Here is a 22735-nt window from a genome sequence, read left to right on the forward strand (position 1 = left end):
GTGACGGGAACCGGACGGAGCAGCGCGTCCGACGGTGCGGCGGTGACCGGTCTGTCCGCACCCGTCCGACCGGCCGGGGCCGGGTCAGCGGGTCGACTCGACGGTGTAGTGGATGGTCTGCGCGACGATCCAGCCGTCCTCGATGACGAAGGAGTCGGCGCCGTCGCGGACCCGGGCGCCATCGGCCTCGGCGGTCCATTCCAGGAACGCGATGCGGTCCTCGACGATCCGGGTGCGGTACGTGAAGCGCGCCGCCGGCAGCTCCTCGCCGAGCCAGCGCGCCAGCAACGTCACCCCTTCGTGGCCCCGGAACACGCCACGTCGATCCAGCACGAGGCAGGTCGGTGAGACGTTGCGATCGATGTCCTCGGCGAAGCGGCCCTCCGCGGCCAGCCGCAGGTGTTCGTCGAAGACGTCCGCGGCCGACCGTGCCCGCAGCTGCGCTGTCATGACCCGATCGCCCCTCGCCGTCGACGCCCTCACCTGACCTGCAGAAACGATAGTCGGTGGACCGGTCAGGCCGCTTTGAAAACCGTGTCGAGGTGCCATTCGAGGAATTCGGCGTGGGGTCGATCCGCGCGGCGCGCCGGCACCGCGATCGGCGTACCGGCCCTGGCGTAGAACTGGTCGCCGTTTCCGAACTCGCTTCGCAACCGCGGACTGACCAGCAGACGGTATTTCGGGTCGACGCCCAGATAACCCCGGTCGAACAGGATGTGCACGTCCGACTTCAACAGCAAGCCATTGTCGAGTCGGTGCTCTCCACCCTCGGGCAACGGTCGGATATGCGCAGCCTGGAGCACCGGTCGCACCTTGTTCCCGGTGATGGCGCACCGTCGACCGTAGGCACCGAGCACGACGGCCTTGAAGGACTGCTGGCCGAGACGCTGCGGCACCAGGCGTGGGTCGCCGTAGACCGGACCAGGGCGATGCCACGGCTCGCTGAGGTCGATCTCGACGGTGGCGCCGATCAGTCGGTGCAACAGCAGTTCGAAGTACCGGGTGACGGCCGGGTCGGCCAGGTCGTAGGTCTTGCCCTGCACCACGTTGGACGCGAAGCCGGGAGGTGGGTCGACGGTCGACTCGTCCGGGAAGAACACCGTGTCCCGGACGAAGATGCAGCCGATCACGGGATCCTCATCGGGCCCGATCGGCGCGCGACGGTACCGCCCGACGCTGTCGCGCATCGCCGCGAGGCTGGCGACGCCGTTCGCCTCGCCGAACAACTCCCAGGCCTCGGAGATCCGCAGCTGGGTGAAGCCGCTGAAGAAGCCTCCACCGACCACCCGATTCAGCGGGTGGTGGGCCTTGAAGAGGAAGGGTTCACCGGGCGTCAGGGCGCGGAAACCGCCGCCGGACGGGCGCCAGAAGTTGACCTCTGTCAGGTCCGGGCGGGCGGCGAGGAACCGGTACCACTTCTCGTCGGTGACCCCGACAAAAGCCTTCACATCGGCCAGCCTGCACCAGAGGTGATCACCACGGCACCACCGAACGGACGGTTCAGGGCTCGCGCATCCAGAGCTTCGGATCGTTGACGAAGATGCCCTTGCCTTGATGACGCCAGATCACCCGGAGCGCTTCGAGGCGCACGTAGGTCTGCTTCACGGTCGACGGGCTGACCTTGTGCGTCGCGGCCAACTGGGCGATCGAGGGCAGCTTGTCGCCCGGCTTGAGCCTCTTGGCTCTGATGTCGGCGACGATCTCGTCGGCGATACGGATGTAGTCGGCGGTGATCGGCATGACTCCCCCTGCGTGGCATGCCAATTCGATCACGCAAGGAGACCCGTCAACAACTCTATGTTTGACTTAGCCCACTGAGACAGCTAAGTTTCTTCCTGCCCCTCCCCTTGCGTGGCAACAAGGAGCAGAGGCGTCCCCCTGGTCGGGGCGGGTGCGCGTGCCCGTCCCGACCCACCGGACCGCTCCGCTGTCGTACCGCTGATCCCAGGCTGCGGCGGTGGGGCCGGCGGGTCGCGCGCGGCCCGCCTTCCAGGCAGCGCACGGCACACCGACGCTCAGGAGAGGACCGACGTGGCTCAGGTGTATCGCTCAGGCCGGCTCTACGGGACCGGCCGCCCGGCCCGGACGACCCCGCACGAGGTACGCACCCGCACGTTCGCGCCGCGCTGGCGCGGCGTCGACCCCGACCAGGTACGCCAGTTCCAGGCACAGGTCGCCGACGAGCTGGCCGACCTGCACCGGCAGGTACGCGAACTCGCCCAGGAGAACGGCCGGACCAAGCAGGCCCTGCGCGACTGGCGGCCCCTGCACGCCCGCGAGTGCCGCGCACCGAACTCCGGGCACTGGTGAACGAGCGGCCCTCCCCGGCGACCTGCTGATCGTGGACGGGGCGGCCTCGGTGCAGTTCGCCGGGAACCGGGCGCTGCGGCTGCGGGTGGTGTCGGTCGGCGCGGACGAGCCGTACCCGGGCTGGCTCTGGCTGACCGGGTACGTGCTCGACCGGCGGGACCGGGCGATCGCCAAGCGGGAGATCTACGTTCGCCATGCAGGTCTGCGTACCACTGCGGCGCCGTGATTCAGGGGCGGAGCCGCTCCTCAGGCTGAGGCGGTCGTTCGATGTCTATCGGAAAACGCTGGAGATGCTCCGCCACCCGCTGCCACTCAGACGCCCGGACCGTGCAGAGATCATGAAGTTCCCGCAGGCTCGGCAGGATCCCGCGATGGTCCCGACTCTGCGCCCTTGCCGTCCCGACCCGTCCCATCGAGGCCGCCCGCTCGGCGAGGTATCCGACCAGACACTGGAGCATTTGGTCGATGACGAAAGCGGTGGTGTCGGACAGGTCAGTCGGTGACGCGGAGGCTGTCGCCTCCGCCGTCCCCGACCCGTCGAGCGACAGGTTCACCTCCTCATAGCGCGGATACGGCGGGGGGAAGCCGGCGCCGGCCACCGCCATCGGGTCGACGGTGTCCTGCACCAGCCGGATGAACCTGGCACGGTCCCGCCAGTACCAGGCGCGATCGTCCGTGATCTGGTGCAACGCCTCCCACAGGTCCACGTCTCCGCGGAGCCACTCGGCGATGTCGTGGACGTCCCCGCCGCGACTCCAGTTCTCGTGCCACTGCTGTTCGAGCAGCTGTGCCGCGTCCAGGATCAACTGCCGGGCATAGGCGCGACTGCACACATGAAAGGAGACGGCGGGACGGGCGGGTACCGGGCCGGGACGGGGGAACAGGTCGCGTTCGAAGTGCTGGAACTCAGGGCAGGATCGGAGCTCGGTAAGGTCCAGGTCCCCGGCCAGCACCCAGTCCCTCACTCGCGCGGCCACGCCACTCTCCACCGAGGCCAGCGCTGCTCGGAGATGCCAAACTGCCTTCCGGGCCAGTTGGGTGCGGCTTTCCGAGCCCTGGGGACTCCATTTCAACGCAATGCTGTACGCACAGGCCGCGTGGTAATGGTCCGCGTATGTCATCGGTGCCAGCAACTGGCGGACACGGCCACCCGACGCTTGGTTGATCGCCGCGTCGATCATTTCGGGCCTCCACGAAATCTCGAGTTGGAGCACCTCACCAAGGACCGACGGCGTCCAAGGTGTCGCGACCTGCGGACCACAGCCGAGCAACCCCGATATCAAGCGTTGCGCCACCTGGGGCGGTACGGACGAACGCTCGACAGGAGCCGCCAGATATCGACTCAGCGCCTCACTCACCCGCAGCGGCGCCCACACGTCCCGCAAGATGAGCAGCGACCGACCGGTCAACTCGCCACCCCTGCTCCTTCCCAGACGACGAACGCGCTTCCCGACCGGCAGCTCGTCGAAGAGATCCTGGAGCTCACGCATCGCCATCAGCCTGAAGAGCACCTCCAACAGCCGTTTGTCCCTCTCGCTCCGACCGTCGAGCGCCGAAGCGAAGTCCCGGTCGATCGACTCCCCGTTCGGCAACTGGACGTAGTGCGTGAAGCGCTCGGCAAGGCTTGCCCGCAGACGCTCCTTCATCTGCTCACGGACCTCGGCTCGCTCCCCCTTGGCATCGTCGACGAGCCACTCGTGGGCGCTCCATTCCGTAGCCGCCAGCGTGTTCGCGTAGCGGTAGCGCAGCTTCAGGCCTGGTCGTTCATTCCATCGGTGCCAAATCCGGTTCGAGAACCTCTCCAGCTTCTCCCGGAACCACCCCCTAGACGTCGTCGCACATCCCCCGCGTCCCTCGTCAATGCAGTGTCGCGCCCCGCTGTAGATGTCGAGCGCCTCGAGGTACAGGCCAAGTTGTTCGAGCACGTCTGCGACCAACAAGCGCACCTCGATGTTGTACGGGTCCGCCCGGAGCACCTCCCCGTACTGCCACAGCGCCAGGTCGAACTGGCGCTCATCATGGTGGCGCCGGCCCTCGTTGTACGCCTGAAAGAGTCCCCACGGCAGGACGCGACCACGCCACAGACGCCATGGTGGAAGCCGTACCTGCCTGGTCACGGGCAGGATGGCCGCCATCACCCAGTAGCCGACATGACACGTGACGTCCTCCCAGCTCCGCCCCCACAGCGTCGTCATCGCACTGCGACCACCCAGCGCGAGCGAGGTCACTGTCACCGTCATCCCGAACTCGGGCCGCTGGTCTCGCTTGAGTACTGTCACGTTGACCCGGTAGGCAGCTTGCGGCCAACTGTTCATTGCCAAGCCGAGGGCAGTGGAGACAGCGCTCATCCAGTTCGTCGGGGCCGCCTGTCCCGCTGCCACATCCAGAAAAACCGTAGGGTTCGCCGGCGCCCGACCGGTGGACGGCGGGTACAGCCGAGTCTCCGAGAGCTGCTTGGCGAGCAGGCTACGTAGTGCGACCCTCGGGGCGTCCACCGCGCTGCCGCCGTCCTCGAAGTCGCACACGTCGACCGGGCCCGGCGCAGCCGCGACACAGGCGCGGCACCAGCTACGGCAGGTGAAGAACAACAGCACGAACAGCGACAGCACCGTAAGCCGAGCCGGCAGCCCGGCGCCCTTCCCGGTCGTCACCACGGCGGACAGCCCGGTCATGAGCCGGTATGGCAGCCATGCCAGTAACGATTGGTCGAAGGCCGCAATCCGTTGCGGCGGCTCACCCAGCGTCCAGAGGCAGAACAGCAGCACAACCGCGACCGCTGTCGTGATCAAGGCCCACCGAAGCCGATGAGGCACCGGCAACAGCGCCGGATCCATGGGGACCCTGCGCCCCCGCAGGAAGGAAAAGCCGTTCAACGTCGGTTCGGCCCACTGACGGGTCGCACGCCTACCCTGTGCAGCCTCCCACATTCCGTCTTCCGATCGCACACCGACACCGCCCACGCCTCGACAGGCGCAGCTCTGTCTCTCGTTGAGAACCAACTTATGGAGCCATTAGCGGCCTCACAGCATTTGGGCCGACTGATCCCCCGTACCGGTTACCGCGCAGGACGATTCGCCGGATGCGTCACCCCACCAGTCACCGCCTCTGCGGTGGTTGCACCACAGGTCTCCCACACCGATCCGTCACAACCGGCCAGGGAGGCGAGGCGGCTGTGAAGGTACGCCTGCTCGGCGGGGTTGGCCGTACGCCTCACGGCGGTGCCGTAGGCCGCAGCCGCCTCCTCGGTGCGCCCCAGCCGGCGCAGCAGGTCGGCGCGGACGGCGTGGAAGACGTGGTAGCCGTCCAGGTCGAGGGCGTCGACGAGGGCGAGCGCCACGGCGGGCCCGTGCACCTCGGCCACGGCGACGGCCCGGTTCAGCGCCACGACCGGGCCGGGGGCGAGCGCGTGCAGGTGGTCGTACAGTGCCAGGATCTGGGCCCAGTCGGTGTCGGCGGCCGTCGCGGCGTCGCTGTGCACGGCGTTGATCGCGGCCTGGATCTGGTACGGGCCGGGACGTCCGCGGCGCAGGCAGCGGCGGACGAGCGCCTGTCCCTCGGCGATCAGCGCGTGGTCCCAGCGGCTGCGGTCCTGGACGGCCAGCGGCACGAATCCGTCGGCGGTGACCCGGGCGGGGCGGCGGGCTTCGGTGAGCAGCATCAGCGCGAGCAGGCCCAGCGCCTCCGGCTCGTCGGGCATCAGCTCGACCAGCAGCCGGCCGAGCCGGACCGCCTCGGCGCACAGCTCGGCGCGGACCGGTTGGGGTCCACTGCTCGCGGTGTGTCCCTCGGTGAAGATCAGGTAGACCACGGCGAGCACGGCACGGAGCCGGTCGGGCAGGTCGGCGTCGCGCGGCACCCGGTACGGGATGCCGGCGTGGCGGATCTTGGCCTTGGCGCGGACCAGCCGCTGCGCCATGGTCGGCTCGGCGACCAGGAAGGCGCGGGCGATCTCGGCGGTGCTGAGCCCGCCGAGCAGGCGCAGGGTGAGCGCGACCCGGGCGGCCGGGGCGAGGGCCGGGTGACAGCAGGTGAAGATCAGGCGGAGCCGGTCGTCGCGCACGGGTCCCTCCTCGGCGGGCGGCTCCTGGGCGCCGCACCCGGACCCCATCCCGGCTCCCGCGTGCAGCAGGGCGGCCTGGGCGTGCCGGTCGGCCCGGGACGCCTCGCGGCGCAGCCGGTCGATGGCGCGGTTGCGGGCGGTGGTGATGATCCAGCCGGCCGGGGCCGGCGGTGACCCGTCGACCGGCCAGCGTCGGACGGCCTCGGTGAACGCGTCCTGGACGGCCTCCTCGGCGAGGTCGATGTCGCCGAGGAGGCGGACCAGGACGGCGACCGCGCGGCCGTACTCCGCGCGGAACACCCGCTCGACCGGGTCGGTCACCCCTCGCCCTGGAAGGGTCGGACCTCGATGGGCAGGGTGGTGGCGCGGGCGTAGCGGCGGCCCCAGTGCAGGGCGGCGTCCAGGTCGGGGGCCCGCAGGATGGTGAAGCCGCCCAGGTGCTCCTTGCCCTCGACGAACGGTCCGTCGGTGACGAGGACGTCGTCGCCCTGGGCGCGCAGCACGGTGGCGGTCTCCGGGCCGTGCAGGCCCTGCCCGAAGACCCAGCAGCCGGCGGCCTCCAGTTCGTCGCGGATCGCGCCCAGCTCGCGCATCACCCCGGCCAGGAACTCCGGGTCGGGCGTGCCGCCGTCGGGCTGGTAGATGCTCAACAGGTACTGCTTCACGTGACGCCTCCTGGTGGATGTGGTCGGCTTCCACCTTCCACACGATCGGCGGCCCGGCGAATCGACACTCCGGCGCCGGGAACCTCGCCACCGGCGGCCAGGTGTGCCCGACGGTGGCACGGGTATCCGGCCGCCCGTGCGGGTCGTGGTGGTGGGCGCGGGGTTCTCCGGGCTGGCCGCCGCGTCCGTGTTGGCCGGGGCCGGCGCGCAGGTGGCGGTGCTGGAGGCCCGGGACCGGGTGGGCGGCCGGGTGCTCACCCGCCGGCTGGCCGACGGCACCGCGCTGGACCTGGGCGCGCAGTGGATCGGCCCGACCCAGGACCGGATGGCGGCGCTGGTGGCCGAGCACGCGCTGACGACCTTCCCGTCGGCGTCCGTCGGTGCGGCCACGGTGCTCTGGGACGGCCGGCGGCGGGACGCGCCGCCGGACTCGGCGCACCGGCTGGTCGCCCTGCTGGACGCGGACGCCGCCGAGGTGGATCCGGCGGCGCCGTGGCGGGCCGCGCGGGCGGCCGAGTGGGACCGTACGACGCTGGGTGGCTGGCTGGCCGAGGTGGCGGCGGACCCGGTGTCGGCCCGGTACGTCGGACGCCTGCTCGCCGGCGGCCTGCTCGCCGCCGACCCGGCGGAGGTGTCGCTGTTGCAGCTGCTGTTCTACCTGCGCAGCGGGGGTGGCAGTGGGTTGCTGCTGGCGATGGCGGGTGGGGCGCAGCAGGACCGGATCGTCGGTGGGCCGGCGGCGCTGGCGGAGCGGATGGCCGCCGCGCTGCCGCCGGGGAGCGTCGTCACGGGCACGCCGGTGCGCGCGATCGGCCACGACGACGCCGGTGTGGTGGCGTACACCGACGGAGGCCTGCACCGGGCGGACGCGGCGGTGGTCGCGCTGGCCCCGGCGTTGGCCGGCCGGATCGGGTACGACCCGCCGTTGCCCGCGCTGCGCGACGGGCTGACCCAGCGGATGCCGATGGGTGCGGCGCTGAAGGTGCACGCGGTCTACCCGGAGCCGTTCTGGCGGGCCGACGGTCTCTCCGGGGTGTCGACCGCCGCCGAGGGGCCGGTGACCGAGACGGTGGACAACGGCGTGCCGGGCTCGTCGCGCGGGGTGCTGACCGCGTTCGCGTACGGCGGTGAGGCCCGCGAGTTGCGGCGGATGTCGCCGCAGCGACGGCGGGCGGCGCTGGTGGACGCGCTGGTGGCGATCGTCGGCCCGGCCGCCGCGCGCCCCGACGAGGTCGTCGAGTACGACTGGTCGGCCGACGAGTGGACCCGGGGCTGCTTCTGCGGCGCGCTGACCCCCGGCTCGTGGGCCGGGTACGGCCCGGAGCTGCGTCGCCCGACCGGCCGGGTGCACTGGGCGGGCACCGAGACGGCGACGCGGTGGGCCGGTTACCTGGAGGGCGCGGTGCTGGCCGGCGAGCGGGCGGCGGCCGAGGTGCTGGCCGCACACGCCTGACTGAATGGACAATCTTGATTGAAGCTATTGAAACCTATCTACGTCTCGTGCCCTAATACTGACAGTTCCTTTCGCCACTCCCCGCCGCCCGCGCGGCATTCCCCCGGGAGGAAAGATGAACCGTCTGCGCGCGAGCGCGGCGGCCCTGCTGGCGACCGTCATGGTGCTCGCCGGCGTCGCCGCCCTCCGCCCCACCTCCGCCGACGCCGCCCCGGCCGGGCTGCCCGGCCTGGACGTCTCCAGCTACCAGGGCAACGTCAACTGGTCGGCCGCCTGGAGCAACGGCGCCCGCTTCGCGTACGTCAAGGCGACCGAGGGCACCACCTACACCAATCCGTACTTCGCCCAGCAGTACAACGGCTCCTACACCGTCGGGATGATCCGGGGCGCGTACCACCTCGCGCTGCCCGACCGGTCCAGCGGCGCCACCCAGGCCAACTGGTTCGTCGACCACGGCGGTGGCTGGTCGCGGGACGGCCGGACGCTGCCCGGGGCGCTCGACATCGAGTACAACCCGTACGGCGCGACCTGCTACGGGCTGAGCCAGAGCGGCATGCGCAGCTGGATCACCTCCTTCGTCAACCAGTACCGCGCCCGCACCGGCCGCTGGGCGACGATCTACACGACCACCGACTGGTGGAGCACCTGCACCGGCAACTACGGCGGGTTCGCCGCCACCAACCCGCTCTGGATCGCCCGGTACGCCGGCGCCGTCGGCACGCTGCCGGCGGGCTGGCCGACGTACTCCTTCTGGCAGTGGTCGTCCTCGGGAGTGCTGCCGGGCGGCCAGAACGTCTGGAACGGCTCGCTCGACCGGCTCAAGGTGCTCGCCTGCGACGGACCCTGCTGACCCCGGACCGAGGAGGACGAGAATGTCCGTACCCGTCTCCCGCCGCACCGCGCTGCGCGGCGCGGTCCTGCTCGGCGCCGCCGCCGGCGTCTCCGGGCTGGCCCAGCTCGGCGGCGACCGGGGCGTACGCGCCGCCGCCACCCGCGTCGACCAGCCGATCATCGCCAACTGCGCCACCTGGGGCGCCCGGCCGCCGGCCTCCCGGGTCAGCGTGGTGCAGAGCCGCCCCAACAAGATCATCGTGCATCACACGGCGTTCCCGAACTCGACCGACTACAGCCTGGCCCACGCGTACGCGAACTCCCGCGACATCCAGGACCTGCACATGGACACCAACGGCTGGCTCGACTCCGGGCAGCACTTCACCAACAGCCGCGGCGGCCACCTCACCGAGGGCCGGCACGGCAGCCTGTACGCGTTGCTGCACGGGCAGACCATGGTGCAGGGGGCGCACTGCGTCGGGCAGAACAGCCAGGCGATCGGCATCGAGAACGAGGGCATCTACCTGGACGTGCAGCCGCCCCAGGCGCTCTGGGACAGCCTGGTCCGGTTCTGCGCCTTCACCTGCCAGCAGTACGCCATCCCGGCCAGCGAGATCTACGGCCACAAGGACTTCAACGCCACCCAGTGTCCGGGGCTGCTGCACGGCCGGCTGCCCGAGCTGCGCGCCGCCGTCGCCGCCCGCCTCGGCTAAGTTGTTGCTTATATAAGTCGGTCTTGATAGAAAGGGCTGTGCACGCCTTCGACGTCCTCGGCGACCCGGTACGCCGCCGCATCCTGGAGCTGCTGGCCCAGGGTGAGCGGAGCGCCGGTGAGGTCTGCGCGGCGATCCAGGAGGAGTTCGGCATCTCCCAGCCCGCCGTCTCGCAGCACCTGCGGGTGCTGCGGGACAACGGCTTCGCCACGGTGCGCCCGCAGGGCACCCGCCGCCTCTACGCGGTGGACCCGCGACCGCTGCGGGAGGTCGACGAGTGGCTGGCCGGCTTCCGTGGGTTCTGGGGCCCGAAGCTCGACGCCCTGGGCACCGAACTGGCCCGCGGCCGGCGCGAACGGCGGATGCGCCAGGAGCAACAGACCGACGAGGAAGAGAGACCACGATGAGCGACGTCACCCACCAGATCGCCGCCGTACGACGCACCGTCGGCACCCGGACGCTGGAGGCCGGCGAGGCCCGCGTGCTGACCATCAGCCAGACGTACGACGCGCCGCTGGAGGACGTCTGGGACGCCTGCACCAGCGCCGAACGGATCCCCCGCTGGTTCCTGCCCATCACCGGCGAGCTGCGGTTGCACGGCCGCTACCAGTTCGAGGGCAACGCCGGCGGCGTGATCCAGCGCTGCGACCCGCCCAAGAGCTTCTCGGCCACCTGGGAGTACGGCGACGAGGTCTCCTGGATCGAGGTCCGGCTCACCCCCGAGGGCGACGGGCGCACCCGGTTCGAACTGGAGCACGTCGCCCACGTCGACGACGAGCGCTGGCTGCAGTTCGGCCCGGGCGCGGTCGGTATCGGCTGGGACTCCGGCCTGCTCGGCCTCGCCTCCCACCTGGCCGCCGACGGCAGCGGGATCACTCCCGACCAGGCCGCCGCCTGGATGGCCTCCGAGGAGGGACGACAGTTCTTCACGCTCTCCGGCGAGCGCTGGTGCGAGGCCGACATCGCCGGCGGCACCGACCCGGAGGCCGCGCGGGCAGCCGCCGCGCGCACCATCGCCGCCTACACCGGCGCGCCGGCCTGACGGCCACGCGACGGCGCCGGGTCGCGCCTGCACGCGGCCCGATCGGGGGTACGCCGGGCCACGCGACAGCCGTGGCCCGGCGTCACCCTCAGCCGCCGTCGGCTCCGGCGCCGAAGGTGTGCACCACCTCGATCCGGCCGACGATGTGCCGGTTGAACTCGGCCAACTCCTCGGCCGGCACCCACAGCTCCAGGATGTCCCGGCCGCCGACCTGCCGGACCGGGTACCGGGCGGCGAACTCCCGGTCCACCTCGAACCGGGTGACGAAGCCGACGCCGGAGGCGGGCACGTTCCAGTCCCGGGCGATCATGACGGCGTACGCCTCGGAGAGCACCGGGTAGAAGATCGGCTGGTCGGGCAGGCGCGGCGGCCACGCCGTCCAGCCCGACGCCTCGACCAGCGCCAACTCCTGCGGACCGGTCGGCCGCCACAGCGTCATCGTCGCGTCCATCGCTCCCCTCCCCCGCCGTGCGTGCCGCCGGACGTTACCGGTCGACCGCCGGTGCGACGAGGCGGTTTCCGGGCGCGGAAAACGGAGGGCGGACTGTCGGTGGTCCCGGGGAGACTGTCCGGCATGTCGTCACCGCGTACCGCCGAGGACCTCGCCGCGCTCGCCCGCGAGGGCCGGCGGCTGACGTACCTCTGCTTCTGGGGGCACCGGCCACGGCCGGACGGCACGGTCGGCGCCGGTTGCCTGAGCCAGTGGTGGCCGGCGGCGTTCGAGGTGGACGGTCGGCGCTTCGCCACGGCCGAGCACTGGATGATGTGGCACAAGGCGGTGCTCTTCGGCGACGGGGAGACCGGTGAGCGGATCCTCGCCGCCGGGCACCCGCACCGGGCCAAGGCGCTCGGCCGTCAGGTGCGCGGCTTCGACGAGGCCGTCTGGCGGTCCCGGCGCTACGACATCGTGGTCGCCGGCAGCCTCGCCAAGTTCGGCCAGCACGACGACCTGCGGGCGTACCTGCTGGGCAGCGGTGACCGGGTGCTGGTCGAGGCGAGCCCGGTCGACCGGGTGTGGGGCGTCGGCCTGTCCGCCGACGACCCGCGCGCCGAGGACCCGAGCCGCTGGCGAGGGCTGAACCTGCTCGGGTTCGCGCTGATGGAGGCGCGGGAGACGCTGCGGGCGGCGTGACGCGAGCGGGGTGGCGCACCCGGGCGGTAACGTGCGGCGGCATGACCGGCGTACCGTACTCGCACTGCTCCTTCTGCGGCGTCGCCTATCCGGCGGACGTGGCCTGGCCCCGGGTCTGCGCGGCCTGCGGCGAGACGGTCTGGCGCAATCCGCTGCCGGTCGCGGTGGCGCTGCTGCCGGTGCGCACCGACGCCGGGCTCGGCCTGGTGGTGGTCCGCCGGGACATCGAGCCGGCGCGCGGGCTGCTCGCCCTGCCCGGCGGCTTCATCGAGTACGGCGAGGAGTGGTCGCAGGCGCTGGTACGCGAGTTGTGGGAGGAGACCGGCCTGGTCGGTGACGCCGGTCAGGCGCGGCTGTTCGCGGTGCACGGCGCCCCGGCCGGCGGCACCATCATGATCTTCGGTGAGCTGCCGGAGCGGCCGGCGGCCGAGCTGCCCCCGTCGGCGCCCACCGAGGAGGCCACCGAGTGGCTGGTCCTCACCGAGCCGGTCGAGCTGGCCTTCTCCACCCACACCCGCGCGATGGCCGACTTCTTCGCCCGCCACCGCTGACGGTGAGCGTGGCCGGGGCGGGCATGACGTCGGCGGCACGACACGCCGTGTCGTGCCGCCGACGTCATGGTCAGCGACCCGGCTCACGGGCGGAGCCGGAGCGTGCGCCCGCCGCGGCGGGTGCGCCCGCCGCGCCGGGCCGTAGGGTCAGCTCGCCGCGCAGGTCGGCGTGGCGGACGGGCCGACGCCGGTGCCCTGGAAGCCGAACGTGGTGCTGGTGCCGGCGGCGACGCTGCCGTTGTAGCTGACGTTGCGGAACGTCACGGCGCCGCTGGTGGCGCTGGGCTGCGCGCTCCAGGTGTTGGTGATCGCCGTGCCGCCGGGCAGGGTGAGCCCGACCGTCCAGCCGTTGAGCGGCGACGAGCCGGCGGTGACCGTCACGTTCGCCACGAAGCCGCCGGTCCAGGAGTCGAGCCGGACGGTGGCGACGCAGGCGGCGTTGCCCGGCGGCGGAGTGGTCGGCGGCGGCGTGGTGGGCGGCGGGGTGGTCGGCGGCGGAGTGGTCGGCGGCGGGGTCGTCCCGCCGCTGTTGAGCGCGGTCAGCACGGCGTTGTAGGCGGGCTTCTTGTTGCCGCTGCCGTCGAAGAGCAGCGGGCTCTCCCCGGAGCGCCACGAGTCGGAGTCGCGGATGCCCCAGACCGTGATGCCCTTGCACCGGGCGACCGCGAGGCAGTCGGTGACCACGTTGCGGTACGCGTCGGACGGCGCGTTGCGGATGTCCAGCTCGGTGATGTGCACGTCGACGCCGAGGGCGGCGAAGCTGGACAGCGTGGTGCGGTAGTTGCTCGGGTAGTTCGAGCCACCGGTGAAGTGCGACTGCAGGCCGACGCAGTCGATCGGGACGCCCCGGCTCTTGAAGTCCTGCACCATCCGGTAGACGGCCTGGGTCTTGGCGTCGTTCCAGTTGTCGATGTTGTAGTCGTTGTAGCAGAGCTGCGCGTTCGGGTCCGCCGCGTCCGCGGCCCGGAACGCCGCCTCGATCCAGTCGTTGCCGGTGCGCTGCAGGTTCGAGTCACGACGGGCGCCGCTGCCGCCGTCGGCGAACGCCTCGTTCACCACGTCCCACCAGTCGACCTGGCCGCGGAAGTGGGTGGCGACCTGGGTCACGTGGTTCAGCATCGCGCTGCGCAGCGCGCTGCCGGACAGGTTCTGCATCCAGCCGGGCTGCTGCGAGTGCCAGGCCAGCGTGTGGCCGCGGACCTTCATGCCCTGGCTGCGGGCGTGCGAGACGATCCGGTCGGCGTTGCCGTACGTGAACACGCCCTGCTGCGGCTCGGTCGCGTCGATCTTCATCTCGTTCTCGGGCGTGACCTGGTTGAACTCGCGGTTCAGGATGGTCGTGTACGCCGAGTCGCTCAGTCTGTTCGCCGCGACGGCGGTGCCGAAGTACCGGCCGGACTCGGCGGCGGAGGCGCCCAGCGTCGTCGCGGCGCTGGCGCCGGGGGCCAGGGCGACCGTCGTGCCGACGGCGGCGACCCCGGCGACGGCGGCGATGAGCGCGGCGCGTAGCCGGGCCCGGGTCGTCGAACGCCCGCTGGCGCGGGCGGGGACATGGTTCATGGCAGATCGCCTTTCGACAGGTGTGGTGGGGGGACCGTCGCCTCGACCGTCGCCCGACGCGGTGGCCGTCGCCGACGCGCCTGCCCGGAGGCCACGTCGGGAACCGCCGTGGTGGGCGGTGCCACCGCGAGGGTCGAAGCGTTCCCGCCGCCACGGTATCGAAATGCTTTCGATAGTTCAACGAAAGTCGATGGCCCATCCGACCGTCTCGCCGGGCGTCGCGGAGAGCGCCGCCGTCCGGCCGCGACGCGGCGAGCGGCGACCGCCCGTACGGCCGCTCGCCGCGCCGCCGCACGCCACCGTCGGTCCGATGACGTACGGACACCGGCCGGACGGTGGGCCGTGCCGGCGGGCCGCTCCGCCCTCGGCCGGACGGTCGGTGCCGAAACTTTCGGAACCCCGAGGCGCCGGACCCGGGGTCAGGCGTCGACCGGGTGGGGGTCGCCGAATCCGCCGCCGTGCGCGACGTAGCCGCTGGCCTGGAGCTGGAACAGCTCGCGGTAGAGCCCGTCGACCGCCATCAGCTCGTCGTGGGTGCCGCGCTGCACGAGCCGGCCGCGCTCCATCACGAAGATCTGGTCGGCGTGCCGGACGTTGGCCAGCCGGTGGGTGATCAGGACGACCGCGCGGTCCGGCCGGCGGCGCAGATGCTGGAACAGGGCGTGCTCGGCACGGGCGTCGAGGGCGGCGGACGGCTCGTCGCAGATCAGCAGCCGGGCGTCGCGGTAGAGGCTGCGGGCGGCGACGAGGCGCTGCCACTGCCCGCCGGAGAGGTCCTGACCGTTCTTGAACTCCCGGTCCAGCAGGGTGTCGTACCCGAACGGCAGGTCGGCGATCATGTCGTGCGCGGCGGCGGCCCGGGCGGCCTCCTCCACGCTCGGGCCGCCCTGGCCGGGTTGGCGCTCGTGCCGGCCGATGCGGATGTTCTGCCCAGCGGTGAACGGGAACTTCCACCAGTCCTGGGTCATCACGGCCACCTGGGCGGCGGTCTGCTCCGGGTCCAGCTCGGTGGTGTCCACCCCGTCCCAGCGGATCACCCCGCCGGTGGGCCGGTAGAGGCCGGCGATCAGCTTGGCCAGGGTGGTCTTGCCGGAGCCGTTCTCGCCGACCAGGGCGACGACCTCGCCGCGCCGCAGGGTGAGGCTGACCTCGTCCACGGCCGCCGTCTCGGTGTTCGGGTAGCGCAGGGTGACCCGGTCCAGCTCGATGGTGTCGAACCCGGCGGTGGGCCGGTCCGCGCCGGTGGCGACCCGCTCGCGCGCCCGGTCCAGGAAGTCGCGGTAGTCCTGGTAGTAGAGCGCGTCCTCGTAGAGGTTGTTGGTGGCGAACACGGCGACGCCCAGGCTGGAGCGCGCGGACTGCAGGGCGAGCAGGGCGGTCGCCGCGGCGGCCAGGGCCACCACCCCGGTGAGCAGCAGGCCGCCGAGGAGCGCGTACACGGCGAAGGCGGCGACGCCCCCGACGGACATGCCGAGCGCCCGGGTGGTGCTCTGCGCGCGGGCCAGCCGCAGCAGGGCGCGCGTCTCGACGGTCATCATCCGGCGGTACTGGCCGAGCAGGAAGCCGCGCATCTGGTAGGCCCGGACCTCGGCGGCGGTGTGCCGGTTGGCCATCAGGTGGGCCAGCATCCACATCCGGCGGCGCCGGGTGATCCGGGCCAGCATGTGCAGGTACTGCCGGCGGGCCATCTTCACCGCGGTCACCGCCTCGGGCACCGCCGCCAGCAGCAGGCAGGGCAGCAGCACCGGCTGGATCACGGTCACCGCCACGGCGGTGGCGAGCACGCCGACCACCCCGGTGAGCAGGTTGACGGTGTGGTCGACGATGGACGCCGCCTCGGCCATCCCCCGGTCGCGGACCCGGTCCATCTCCTCGGCGAAGCCGGCGTCGTCGAAGGCGGCCAGCTCCACCGCCGTGGTGGCCTCGAAGAGCCGCAGCTCCACCGCGTAGTTGATCTGCGGGATGAGCCGGGCCTGCGCCCACCCGGCGGAGACGGTGAGCGCGCCCTTGGCGGTCACCGCCGCGGCGGCCAGGGCCAGCGACGGCAGCGCGGCACGCACCCGGTCCGGGGTGGGTCCGGCGGCGAACAGCTCCCGCAGCACCCCGGTGGTCGCCAGCAGCCCGAGCGTGGTCATCACCCCGGCGGCCAGGTTGAGGCCGATCGCCGCGCAGGTGTCCCGGCGGCTGGTCGACCAGGCCAGCGTGACGGCCTCGCGGACCAGGTACGGCAGGCGCCGGGCGACCGCCCGGAAGCTGGTGTGCGCGAACCGGGTGGCGTGGTGCATCCAGTGACCGTCCTCCAGCTCCGGCAGGTCGAACCCGTCCTCCTCACCGGACGGAGAGTCCGTGCCGGGCGCGGGGCGGGAGCCGGTCACCGTCGCCATGGGTCCTCCCGGGGGTCGAGGAGCGGAGCACGGCGAGCCTACTGTCGGCGATCGTCCGGTGTCTGCGCGTGACCGGCGTGTCGTACACGTGTCGCAACGGCGTGTCGGCGACCACCCTGCGGGACGGGTCTGACGCGTCGCGTCGCGCGGGTCCCCCACGGGTGGCAGGCTGGACGACGAGCCGGCGGCCGGCGCGAGGCCCGCCGCCGGGTGAACGTCGTGAAGGAGAAGATCGACCCGATGGCAGCGAGTGTGACCACCACCGACGAATGGCAGGCGCTGCGCAAGCACGCCGAGACGATGCGCGGCGTCCACCTGCGGGAGCTGTTCGCCGCGGACCGGCGCCGGGGTGAGCGGCTCACCGGCGAGGTCGCCGACCTGCACGTCGACTACAGCAAGAACCTGGTCACGGACGAGACGCTGACGCTGCTCACCGCGCTGGCCGAGCGGGTCCGGCTGACCGACCGGATCGCCGCGATGTTCGCCGGCGAGCACATCAACACCACCGAGGACCGGGCGGTGCTGCACACCGCGCTGCGGCTGCCCCGCGACGCCTCGCTCACCGTGGACGGCCAGGACGTGGTCGCCGACGTGCACCGGGTGCTGGACCGGATGACGGCGTTCGCCGAGCGGGTCCGCTCCGGGCAGTGGCGCGGGCACACCGGCGAGCGGATCACCACGGTGGTCAACATCGGCATCGGCGGCTCCGACCTCGGGCCGGTGATGGCGTACGAGGCGCTGAAGGCGTACCGGGACGGTGGGATCAGCTGCCGGTTCGTCTCCAACATCGACCCGACCGACATCCACGACAAGACCCACGACCTGGACCCGGCGACCACCCTGTTCGTGGTCGTCTCGAAGACCTTCTCCACCCAGGAGACCCTGGCCAACGCGAACCAGGCGAAGACCTGGCTGCTGTCCGGGCTCGACGCCGCCGACGACGCGGCGATCGCCCGGCACTTCGTGGCGGTCAGCACGAACGCCCAGCGGGTCGCCGACTTCGGCATCGACCCGGAGAACATGTTCGGCTTCTGGGACTGGGTGGGCGGGCGGTACTCGCTGCCGTCGGCGGTGGGGCTGTCGGTGCTGCTGGCGATCGGCCCGGACCGCTTCCGGGAGCTGCTGGCCGGGTACCACGCCGTGGACGAGCACTTCCGGACCACACCGGTGGAGCGCAACGTGCCGGCCCTGATGGGCCTGCTCAACGTCTGGTACACCAACTTCTTCGACGCGCAGACCCACGCCGTGCTGCCGTACTCGCAGTACCTGCACCGGTTCCCGGCGTACCTGCAGCAGTTGACGATGGAGAGCAACGGCAAGTCGGTGACGCTGGACGGCACCGCCGTCGACCACGCCACCGGGGAGATCTTCTGGGGCGAGCCGGGCACCAACGGCCAGCACGCCTTCTACCAGCTCATCCACCAGGGCACCGTGCTGATCCCGGCGGACTTCATCGCGTTCAGCCGACCCAACCACGACCTGGGCGACATGCACGACCTGTTCATGTCGAACTTCTTCGCCCAGACCGCCGCGCTGGCGTTCGGCCGGACGAAGGAGCAGGTCGAGGCGGAGGGCACGAAGCCGGAGGTGGTGGCGCACCGGGTGATGCCGGGCAACCACCCGACCACCTCGATCATCGCGCCCAAGCTGACCCCGTCGACGCTGGGCCAGCTGATCGCCCTCTACGAGCACATCGTGTTCACCGAGGGTGCGATCTGGGACATCAACCCGTTCGACCAGTGGGGTGTGGAGCTGGGCAAGGTGATGGCCAACCAGCTCGCGCCGAAGCTGACCGGTGACGCGCCGGACCTGTCCGACGTGGACTCCTCGACGGCGGCGCTGATCCGTCGCTACCGCGCGGAGCGCGGCCGGGCCTGAGGTTCACCGACGGCGGCCGGGTCCCGGTGACCCGGCCGCCGTTTCTCGTACGGAAAGACTGGTCCAACCAGTTGACGGGTTGATGTGTCTGCCGTCACACTGCTGCCGTGGCCTTCCTCCCCGTCCCCCGAAGTTCCGTCTCCGACCACGTCTTCGCCCAGCTCCGCGACGCCATCGTCAGCGGGCGCTACCGCCCCGACGACCCGCTGCCCGGCGAGCGGGAGCTGGCCGCCGCCTTCGCCGTCAACCGGCACGCCGTCCGCGAGGCGCTGCGCCGGTTGCAGCAGCTCGGCCTGCTGCGGGTCAGCCAGGGCGGCGCGACCCGGGTGCTCGACTGGCGCGAGCACGCCGGCCTCGACCTGGCGCTGTCCCTCGCCCAGTCCGGCGACGTGCTGCCGGTCGACAACCTGATGCGCGACATGCTGGAGATGCGGGCCTGCATCGGCGTCGACGCCGCCCGGCTCTGCGCCGAGCGGGCCGACGCGGCGCTGCGGCGCACGGTCGTCCGCGCCGTCGAGGAGATCGCCGCGCTCGCCCCCGACCTGCACGCCATGGGCGAGGCGAACATCGCGCTCTGGCGGCACGTCGTCAACGGCTCCGGCAACACCGCGTACCTGCTGGCGTTCAACAGCCTGGTCGCCGGGGCGGTGGCCGTCGGCGAGGTGCCGCCCGAGCGGCGCGCCGCCGAGCTGCTGGACGTCGCCGGGCACCGCCGCCTGGCCGAGGCGATCGCCGACGGGCGGGGCGCCGACGCCGCCCGGGAGGCGCACGCCCTGCTCACCGCCTCCCTCCCCACCCCCACCACGCCACCGGAAAGGGAATGTCGCGCATGATCCCCGCCGTGCTCTACGCCGTACCGGCGTTCCTGCTGCTCATCGTCGTCGAGGCGTTGTCGTACCGGTTCGCGCCGGACGACGACGAACGCGGCTACGAGCTGCGTGACACCACCACCAGCCTGTCCATGGGCGCCGGCAGCCAGGTGATCGGCTTCCCGTGGAAGCTGCTCACCGTCGGGCTCTACGCGGCCGCCTGGACCGTCGCGCCGGTGCAGCTCTCCCCCACCAGCGTCTGGACCTGGGTGCTGCTCTTCTTCGCCGACGACCTGGCCTACTACTGGTTCCACCGGGTCCACCACGAGGTGCGCTTCTTCTGGGCCGGCCACGTGGTGCACCACTCCAGCCAGTTCTTCAACCTCTCCACCGCGCTGCGGCAGAGCTGGACGCCGATGACCTCGCTGCCGTTCTGGCTCGGCCTGGCGCTGCTCGGCATCCCGCCGTGGATGATCTTCCTGCAGCAGTCGGTCAGCCTGCTCTACCAGTTCTTCCTGCACACCGAGCGGATCGACCGGCTGCCCCGGCCGATCGAGTTCATCTTCAACACCCCGTCGCACCACCGGGTCCACCACGGCGCCAACGCCGAGTACCTGGACCGCAACTACGGCGGCATCCTGATCATCTGGGACCGGCTCTTCGGCAGCTTCGAGCCGGAGCGCGCCGCCGTCCGGTACGGGCTGACCAAGAACATCACCACCTACAACCCGCTGCGGGTGGCCACCCACGAGTACGCCGCCATCTGGGCGGACCTGCGCTCGGCCACCTGCTGGCGGCACCGGCTGGGCTACCTGTTCGGCCGGCCCGGCTGGCAGCCGGCCTCCCCGCAGCCGGCGGTCGGCCGGTGAGGCGGCTCTGGCCCTGGCTGTTCGGGCTGGTCGTGGCCGTCGAGCTGACCGGTGTCGCGCTCGACGCGCGGGCGGTGCAGTGGGCGGCGAAGCCGCTGCTCGCGCCGCTGCTGCTGGTCCTGCTGGGCGTACGCCGCCGGTGGGACCTGGTCGCGACCGGGCTGGTGTTCGCGACGGCCGGTGACGTGGCGCTGCTGCTGCCCGGCACCACCGCGTTCCTGGTCGGAATGGGCTGCTTCCTCGGCACCCAGCTGGCCTTCCTCACCGCGTTCCTGCGACACCGGCGGGCCCCGCTGGCGGTCTTCGCCGGCTACCTGACGCTGTGGGCGGCGGCCAACGCGCTGCTCTGGGGGCGGCTGGACGAGCTGCGGCTGCCGGTGCTCGGCTACAGCCTGGCGCTGTGCCTGATGGCCGCCGCCGCGGCCGGGGTGTCCCGGCGGGCCGCGGCCGGCGGGGCGCTCTTCCTCGGCTCCGACCTGCTTATCGGGCTCGGCGCGGCCGGGGCCGAACTGCCCGGGCGGGGGCTGCTGGTGATGATCACCTACATCGCCGCGCTCTACCTCATCACCACCGCGTGGGCGCGGCGCGACCAGCCCGAGCGTCCCACCCCGTCGACGACCAGAACGCCGGCCGGAGCGGAGCCCGCGATCGACGCCTGATCGGCCGCACGGTTTGCGGCGTGTCGCGGTGTCCGAGTGCGCTGACACCGCAACACGCCGCAAACCGTGAGCCCGGCGGGACCGGGTCCGTCAGGGGTTCATCTCGTAGGCGCCGGAGAGGGCGGTGACCTGGGTCCAGACGCGGGCGGTGCGCTCGGGGTCGGTGACCGGGCGACGGACGTGGGCCAACGCCCAGGCCGCCTGTTCCTCGCTGGTGGCCGTCTTGCCGTGCAGCTCGGTGGCGTGCCCGGAGAAGTCCCGGACCAGCACGTCGAAGATCTCGTCGAGCAGGTCGGCGTCGAGGCCGGTCAGCTCGGCCTGCTCCAGGATCAGCTGGCCGTAGACCACCAGCGCGAAGAGCTGCCCGACGGCGAGCAGGAAGTCCAGGTCGCGCTGCTGCTCCTCGCTCGGGGCGTGCGCGGCGAGCAGCGCCCGGAGCCCGTCGGCCTGCTCGGTGAACCGGGCCACGTTCGGCAGGTGGGCGTAGGCGGCGTACGCGGCCCGCCAGTCGTGGAAGCGGATCGCGCCGAGGCCCCGGGCCGGGCCCTGCCGGAACAGGAACTCGTCGTCGGCCGGGTCGTGCCGGGTCGGCACCGGCGGGAACTCGGCCGGGGCGAAGAGGTAGTTCGCCATGAACTTCAGGATCAGGGCCAGGTTGACGTGCACGGTGCCTTCGAGCTTGGGCAGGCCACGGATGTCCCGGGCGGCCTTGTCGAAGTAGGTGTCCGCCTCGAAGCCCTTGGCGGCGATGACGTCCCAGAGCAGGTCGATCACCTTCTCGCCCTCGGTGGTCACCTTCATCTTGGTCATCGGGTTGAACAGCAGGTAGCGGCGGTCGTCCGGCCCGGCCGAGCGGAAGTAGTCCACCGCCCGGTCGCTGAACAGCTTCATCGCCACCAGGCGCACGTACGCGTCGGTCAGCTCCCGGCGCACGTGCGGGAAGTCGGTGACCCGCCGGCCGTACAGCACCCGGTTGTGGGCGTGGGTGACCGCCTCGAACATGGCGTGCTCACAGATGCCGACGGAGGCGGTGCAGAGGTTGAACTTGCCCACGTTGACGGTGTTGAGCGCGGCGTCGAAGGCCGCCTTGCCGGTGTGCAGCACGTCCTCGGCGCGCACCGGGTAGTCCTCCAGCCGGAACTCGCTGACGAACATCTGCGCGTTGACCACGTTGCGCACCAGCCGGTACGCCGGGTGCCGGCTGTCGGCGGCGAAGAAGACGTACCCGTCGGGGCCCTCGACGTCGGCGCGGCGGCCGAAGACGGAGACCAGGCCGGCGACGTTGCCGTTGCCGATGTAGTACTTGCCGCCGGTGGCCCGGAAGCCGCCCGAGCCGTCGGGGGTGAGCAGCATGTCGGTGGAGTAGATGTCGGCGCCGTGGCTGCGCTCGGAGAGGCCGAAGGCCATCACGTGGCCGGCGTCGAGCAGTTCGGCGGCCCGGGCGCGGGCGGCGGCGTTGTCGCTCTGCCAGACCGGGCCTAGGCCCAGGACGGTGACCTGCCAGGTGTACCAGTAGCCGAGGCCGTAGAAGCCGAGCACCTCGCTGAGCGCGGCGTTGCGGGCGGTGTCCCAGCGCTTGGCTGGGTCGCCGCCGCCGTCGGCGGCCGGGGTGCAGAAGGCGGCGAAGAGGCCGGACTTGGCGGCGAAGTCGAGGAAGTCGCCGTACCAGTCGTGCCGGTTGTAGCTGTCGACCAACGCCTGCTTGCCGCGCTGCTCGAAGAAGTCGACGGTGGCGCGCAGCAGCCGCCGGGACTCGTCGTCGAGGTGGGCGGGGTCGTAGGTGCGGGGGTTCAGCAACACGGACATGGGGGCGTCCTTC

The 22735-nt window shown here is 71.9% G+C and carries 23 protein-coding genes; 13 read left to right on the forward strand and 10 right to left on the reverse strand.

Annotated elements, in window-relative coordinates; all coding sequences use genetic code 11:
- Window positions 1-84: 84 nt before the first annotated feature.
- From GA0070614_RS05165 to GA0070614_RS05175, 3 genes are all read right to left on the reverse strand, one after another.
- Window positions 85-450 (reverse strand): nuclear transport factor 2 family protein, encoded by a 366-nt coding sequence (locus tag GA0070614_RS05165; RefSeq protein WP_088974883.1) that lies wholly within the window; start codon window positions 448-450, stop codon window positions 85-87.
- A gap of 65 nt (window positions 451-515) precedes the next feature.
- Window positions 516-1448, reverse strand: coding sequence for an HNH endonuclease (locus tag GA0070614_RS05170; RefSeq protein ID WP_088974884.1), 933 nt, complete (start codon window positions 1446-1448; stop codon window positions 516-518).
- 52 nt (window positions 1449-1500) lie between these two features.
- The gene (locus GA0070614_RS05175; protein WP_088974885.1) at window positions 1501-1740 is read right to left on the reverse strand and encodes a winged helix-turn-helix domain-containing protein; all 240 of its coding nucleotides are present in this window, start codon (window positions 1738-1740) and stop codon (window positions 1501-1503) included.
- A 291-nt stretch (window positions 1741-2031) separates the two neighbouring features.
- Between GA0070614_RS05175 and GA0070614_RS05180 the strand changes: the two genes are divergently transcribed.
- Both GA0070614_RS05180 and GA0070614_RS05185 read left to right on the forward strand, forming a co-directional pair.
- Window positions 2032-2310: a DivIVA domain-containing protein gene (locus GA0070614_RS05180; protein ID WP_231933535.1), complete on the forward strand. Its 279-nt coding sequence runs from the start codon at window positions 2032-2034 to the stop codon at window positions 2308-2310.
- A gap of 31 nt (window positions 2311-2341) precedes the next feature.
- Window positions 2342-2536: a hypothetical protein gene (locus tag GA0070614_RS05185; protein ID WP_231933536.1), complete on the forward strand. Its 195-nt coding sequence runs from the start codon at window positions 2342-2344 to the stop codon at window positions 2534-2536.
- A 1-nt stretch (window position 2537) separates the two neighbouring features.
- Here GA0070614_RS05185 and GA0070614_RS05190 read toward each other — a convergent pair whose 3' ends face one another.
- The 3 genes from GA0070614_RS05190 to GA0070614_RS05200 form a co-directional block, all read right to left on the reverse strand.
- Complete coding sequence (locus GA0070614_RS05190; RefSeq protein ID WP_157744939.1) at window positions 2538-5144, reverse strand: tetratricopeptide repeat protein; 2607 nt, start codon at window positions 5142-5144, stop codon at window positions 2538-2540.
- Window positions 5145-5365: 221 nt separating this feature from the next.
- On the reverse strand, window positions 5366-6691 hold the full coding sequence (locus GA0070614_RS05195) for an RNA polymerase sigma factor (RefSeq protein WP_088974888.1): 1326 nt from the start codon (window positions 6689-6691) through the stop codon (window positions 5366-5368).
- Entirely contained in the window at window positions 6688-7035 is a 348-nt protein-coding gene (locus GA0070614_RS05200) for a YciI family protein (RefSeq protein WP_088974889.1), read from the reverse strand. Before GA0070614_RS05200 ends, GA0070614_RS05195 begins: the two co-directional genes overlap by 4 nt.
- Before the next feature lie 136 nt (window positions 7036-7171).
- Here GA0070614_RS05200 and GA0070614_RS05205 point away from each other — a divergent pair, with 136 nt between their 5' ends.
- The 5 genes from GA0070614_RS05205 to GA0070614_RS05225 all read left to right on the forward strand — a co-directional run bounded on the left by GA0070614_RS05205 (window position 7172) and on the right by GA0070614_RS05225 (window position 11074).
- Window positions 7172-8488 (forward strand): flavin monoamine oxidase family protein, encoded by a 1317-nt coding sequence (locus GA0070614_RS05205; RefSeq protein WP_231933537.1) that lies wholly within the window; start codon window positions 7172-7174, stop codon window positions 8486-8488.
- A gap of 115 nt (window positions 8489-8603) precedes the next feature.
- Window positions 8604-9338 (forward strand): lysozyme, encoded by a 735-nt coding sequence (locus GA0070614_RS05210; protein ID WP_088974890.1) that lies wholly within the window; start codon window positions 8604-8606, stop codon window positions 9336-9338.
- A 22-nt stretch (window positions 9339-9360) separates the two neighbouring features.
- Complete coding sequence (locus tag GA0070614_RS05215) at window positions 9361-10032, forward strand: peptidoglycan recognition protein family protein (protein ID WP_088974891.1); 672 nt, start codon at window positions 9361-9363, stop codon at window positions 10030-10032.
- Between the two features lie 38 nt (window positions 10033-10070).
- On the forward strand, window positions 10071-10439 hold the full coding sequence (locus GA0070614_RS05220) for an ArsR/SmtB family transcription factor (RefSeq protein ID WP_088974892.1): 369 nt from the start codon (window positions 10071-10073) through the stop codon (window positions 10437-10439).
- Window positions 10436-11074, forward strand: coding sequence for an SRPBCC family protein (locus GA0070614_RS05225; protein WP_088974893.1), 639 nt, complete (start codon window positions 10436-10438; stop codon window positions 11072-11074). Before GA0070614_RS05220 ends, GA0070614_RS05225 begins: the two co-directional genes overlap by 4 nt.
- 88 nt (window positions 11075-11162) lie before the next feature.
- Here the strand turns inward: GA0070614_RS05225 and GA0070614_RS05230 are convergent, their stop codons facing one another.
- A complete protein-coding gene (locus tag GA0070614_RS05230; RefSeq protein ID WP_088974894.1) occupies window positions 11163-11525 on the reverse strand; it encodes an ADP-ribosylation/crystallin J1 in 363 nt (120 codons plus the stop codon).
- A 123-nt stretch (window positions 11526-11648) separates the two neighbouring features.
- On the opposite strand from GA0070614_RS05230, the gene GA0070614_RS05235 reads away from it, so the two are divergent.
- Together GA0070614_RS05235 and GA0070614_RS05240 are read left to right on the forward strand one after the other, a co-directional pair.
- Entirely contained in the window at window positions 11649-12206 is a 558-nt protein-coding gene (locus GA0070614_RS05235) for an NADAR family protein (RefSeq protein ID WP_088974895.1), read from the forward strand.
- A 41-nt stretch (window positions 12207-12247) separates the two neighbouring features.
- Window positions 12248-12757, forward strand: coding sequence for an NUDIX domain-containing protein (locus GA0070614_RS05240; protein ID WP_088974896.1), 510 nt, complete (start codon window positions 12248-12250; stop codon window positions 12755-12757).
- A 147-nt stretch (window positions 12758-12904) separates the two neighbouring features.
- On the opposite strand, the gene GA0070614_RS05245 is transcribed toward GA0070614_RS05240, so the two are convergent.
- Window positions 12905-14317 carry an endo-1,4-beta-xylanase gene (locus GA0070614_RS05245; protein WP_088974897.1) on the reverse strand — a complete coding sequence of 471 codons (1413 nt, stop codon included), beginning with the start codon at window positions 14315-14317 and terminating at the stop codon, window positions 12905-12907.
- Window positions 14318-14736: 419 nt separating this feature from the next.
- The gene (locus GA0070614_RS05250) at window positions 14737-16701 is read right to left on the reverse strand and encodes an ABC transporter ATP-binding protein (protein ID WP_088974898.1); all 1965 of its coding nucleotides are present in this window, start codon (window positions 16699-16701) and stop codon (window positions 14737-14739) included.
- A 240-nt stretch (window positions 16702-16941) separates the two neighbouring features.
- Between GA0070614_RS05250 and pgi the strand changes: the two genes are divergently transcribed.
- The 4 genes from pgi to GA0070614_RS05270 all read left to right on the forward strand — a co-directional run bounded on the left by pgi (window position 16942) and on the right by GA0070614_RS05270 (window position 20916).
- Window positions 16942-18579 (forward strand): glucose-6-phosphate isomerase, encoded by a 1638-nt coding sequence (pgi, locus tag GA0070614_RS05255; RefSeq protein ID WP_088979230.1) that lies wholly within the window; start codon window positions 16942-16944, stop codon window positions 18577-18579.
- 107 nt (window positions 18580-18686) lie between these two features.
- A complete protein-coding gene (locus tag GA0070614_RS05260; protein ID WP_088974899.1) occupies window positions 18687-19412 on the forward strand; it encodes a FadR/GntR family transcriptional regulator in 726 nt (241 codons plus the stop codon).
- Window positions 19409-20257 carry a sterol desaturase family protein gene (locus GA0070614_RS05265; RefSeq protein ID WP_088974900.1) on the forward strand — a complete coding sequence of 283 codons (849 nt, stop codon included), beginning with the start codon at window positions 19409-19411 and terminating at the stop codon, window positions 20255-20257. The genes GA0070614_RS05260 and GA0070614_RS05265 overlap by 4 nt, the downstream gene beginning before the upstream one ends.
- Window positions 20254-20916 (forward strand): lysoplasmalogenase, encoded by a 663-nt coding sequence (locus GA0070614_RS05270; RefSeq protein ID WP_088974901.1) that lies wholly within the window; start codon window positions 20254-20256, stop codon window positions 20914-20916. The genes GA0070614_RS05265 and GA0070614_RS05270 overlap by 4 nt, the downstream gene beginning before the upstream one ends.
- Window positions 20917-21006: 90 nt before the next feature.
- Here the strand turns inward: GA0070614_RS05270 and GA0070614_RS05275 are convergent, their stop codons facing one another.
- The gene (locus tag GA0070614_RS05275) at window positions 21007-22722 is read right to left on the reverse strand and encodes an acyl-CoA dehydrogenase (protein ID WP_088974902.1); all 1716 of its coding nucleotides are present in this window, start codon (window positions 22720-22722) and stop codon (window positions 21007-21009) included.
- Window positions 22723-22735: the final 13 nt, after the last annotated feature.

This window comes from Micromonospora coxensis (assembly GCF_900090295.1).
GTDB classification, from domain to species: Bacteria; Actinomycetota; Actinomycetes; order Mycobacteriales; family Micromonosporaceae; genus Micromonospora; species Micromonospora coxensis.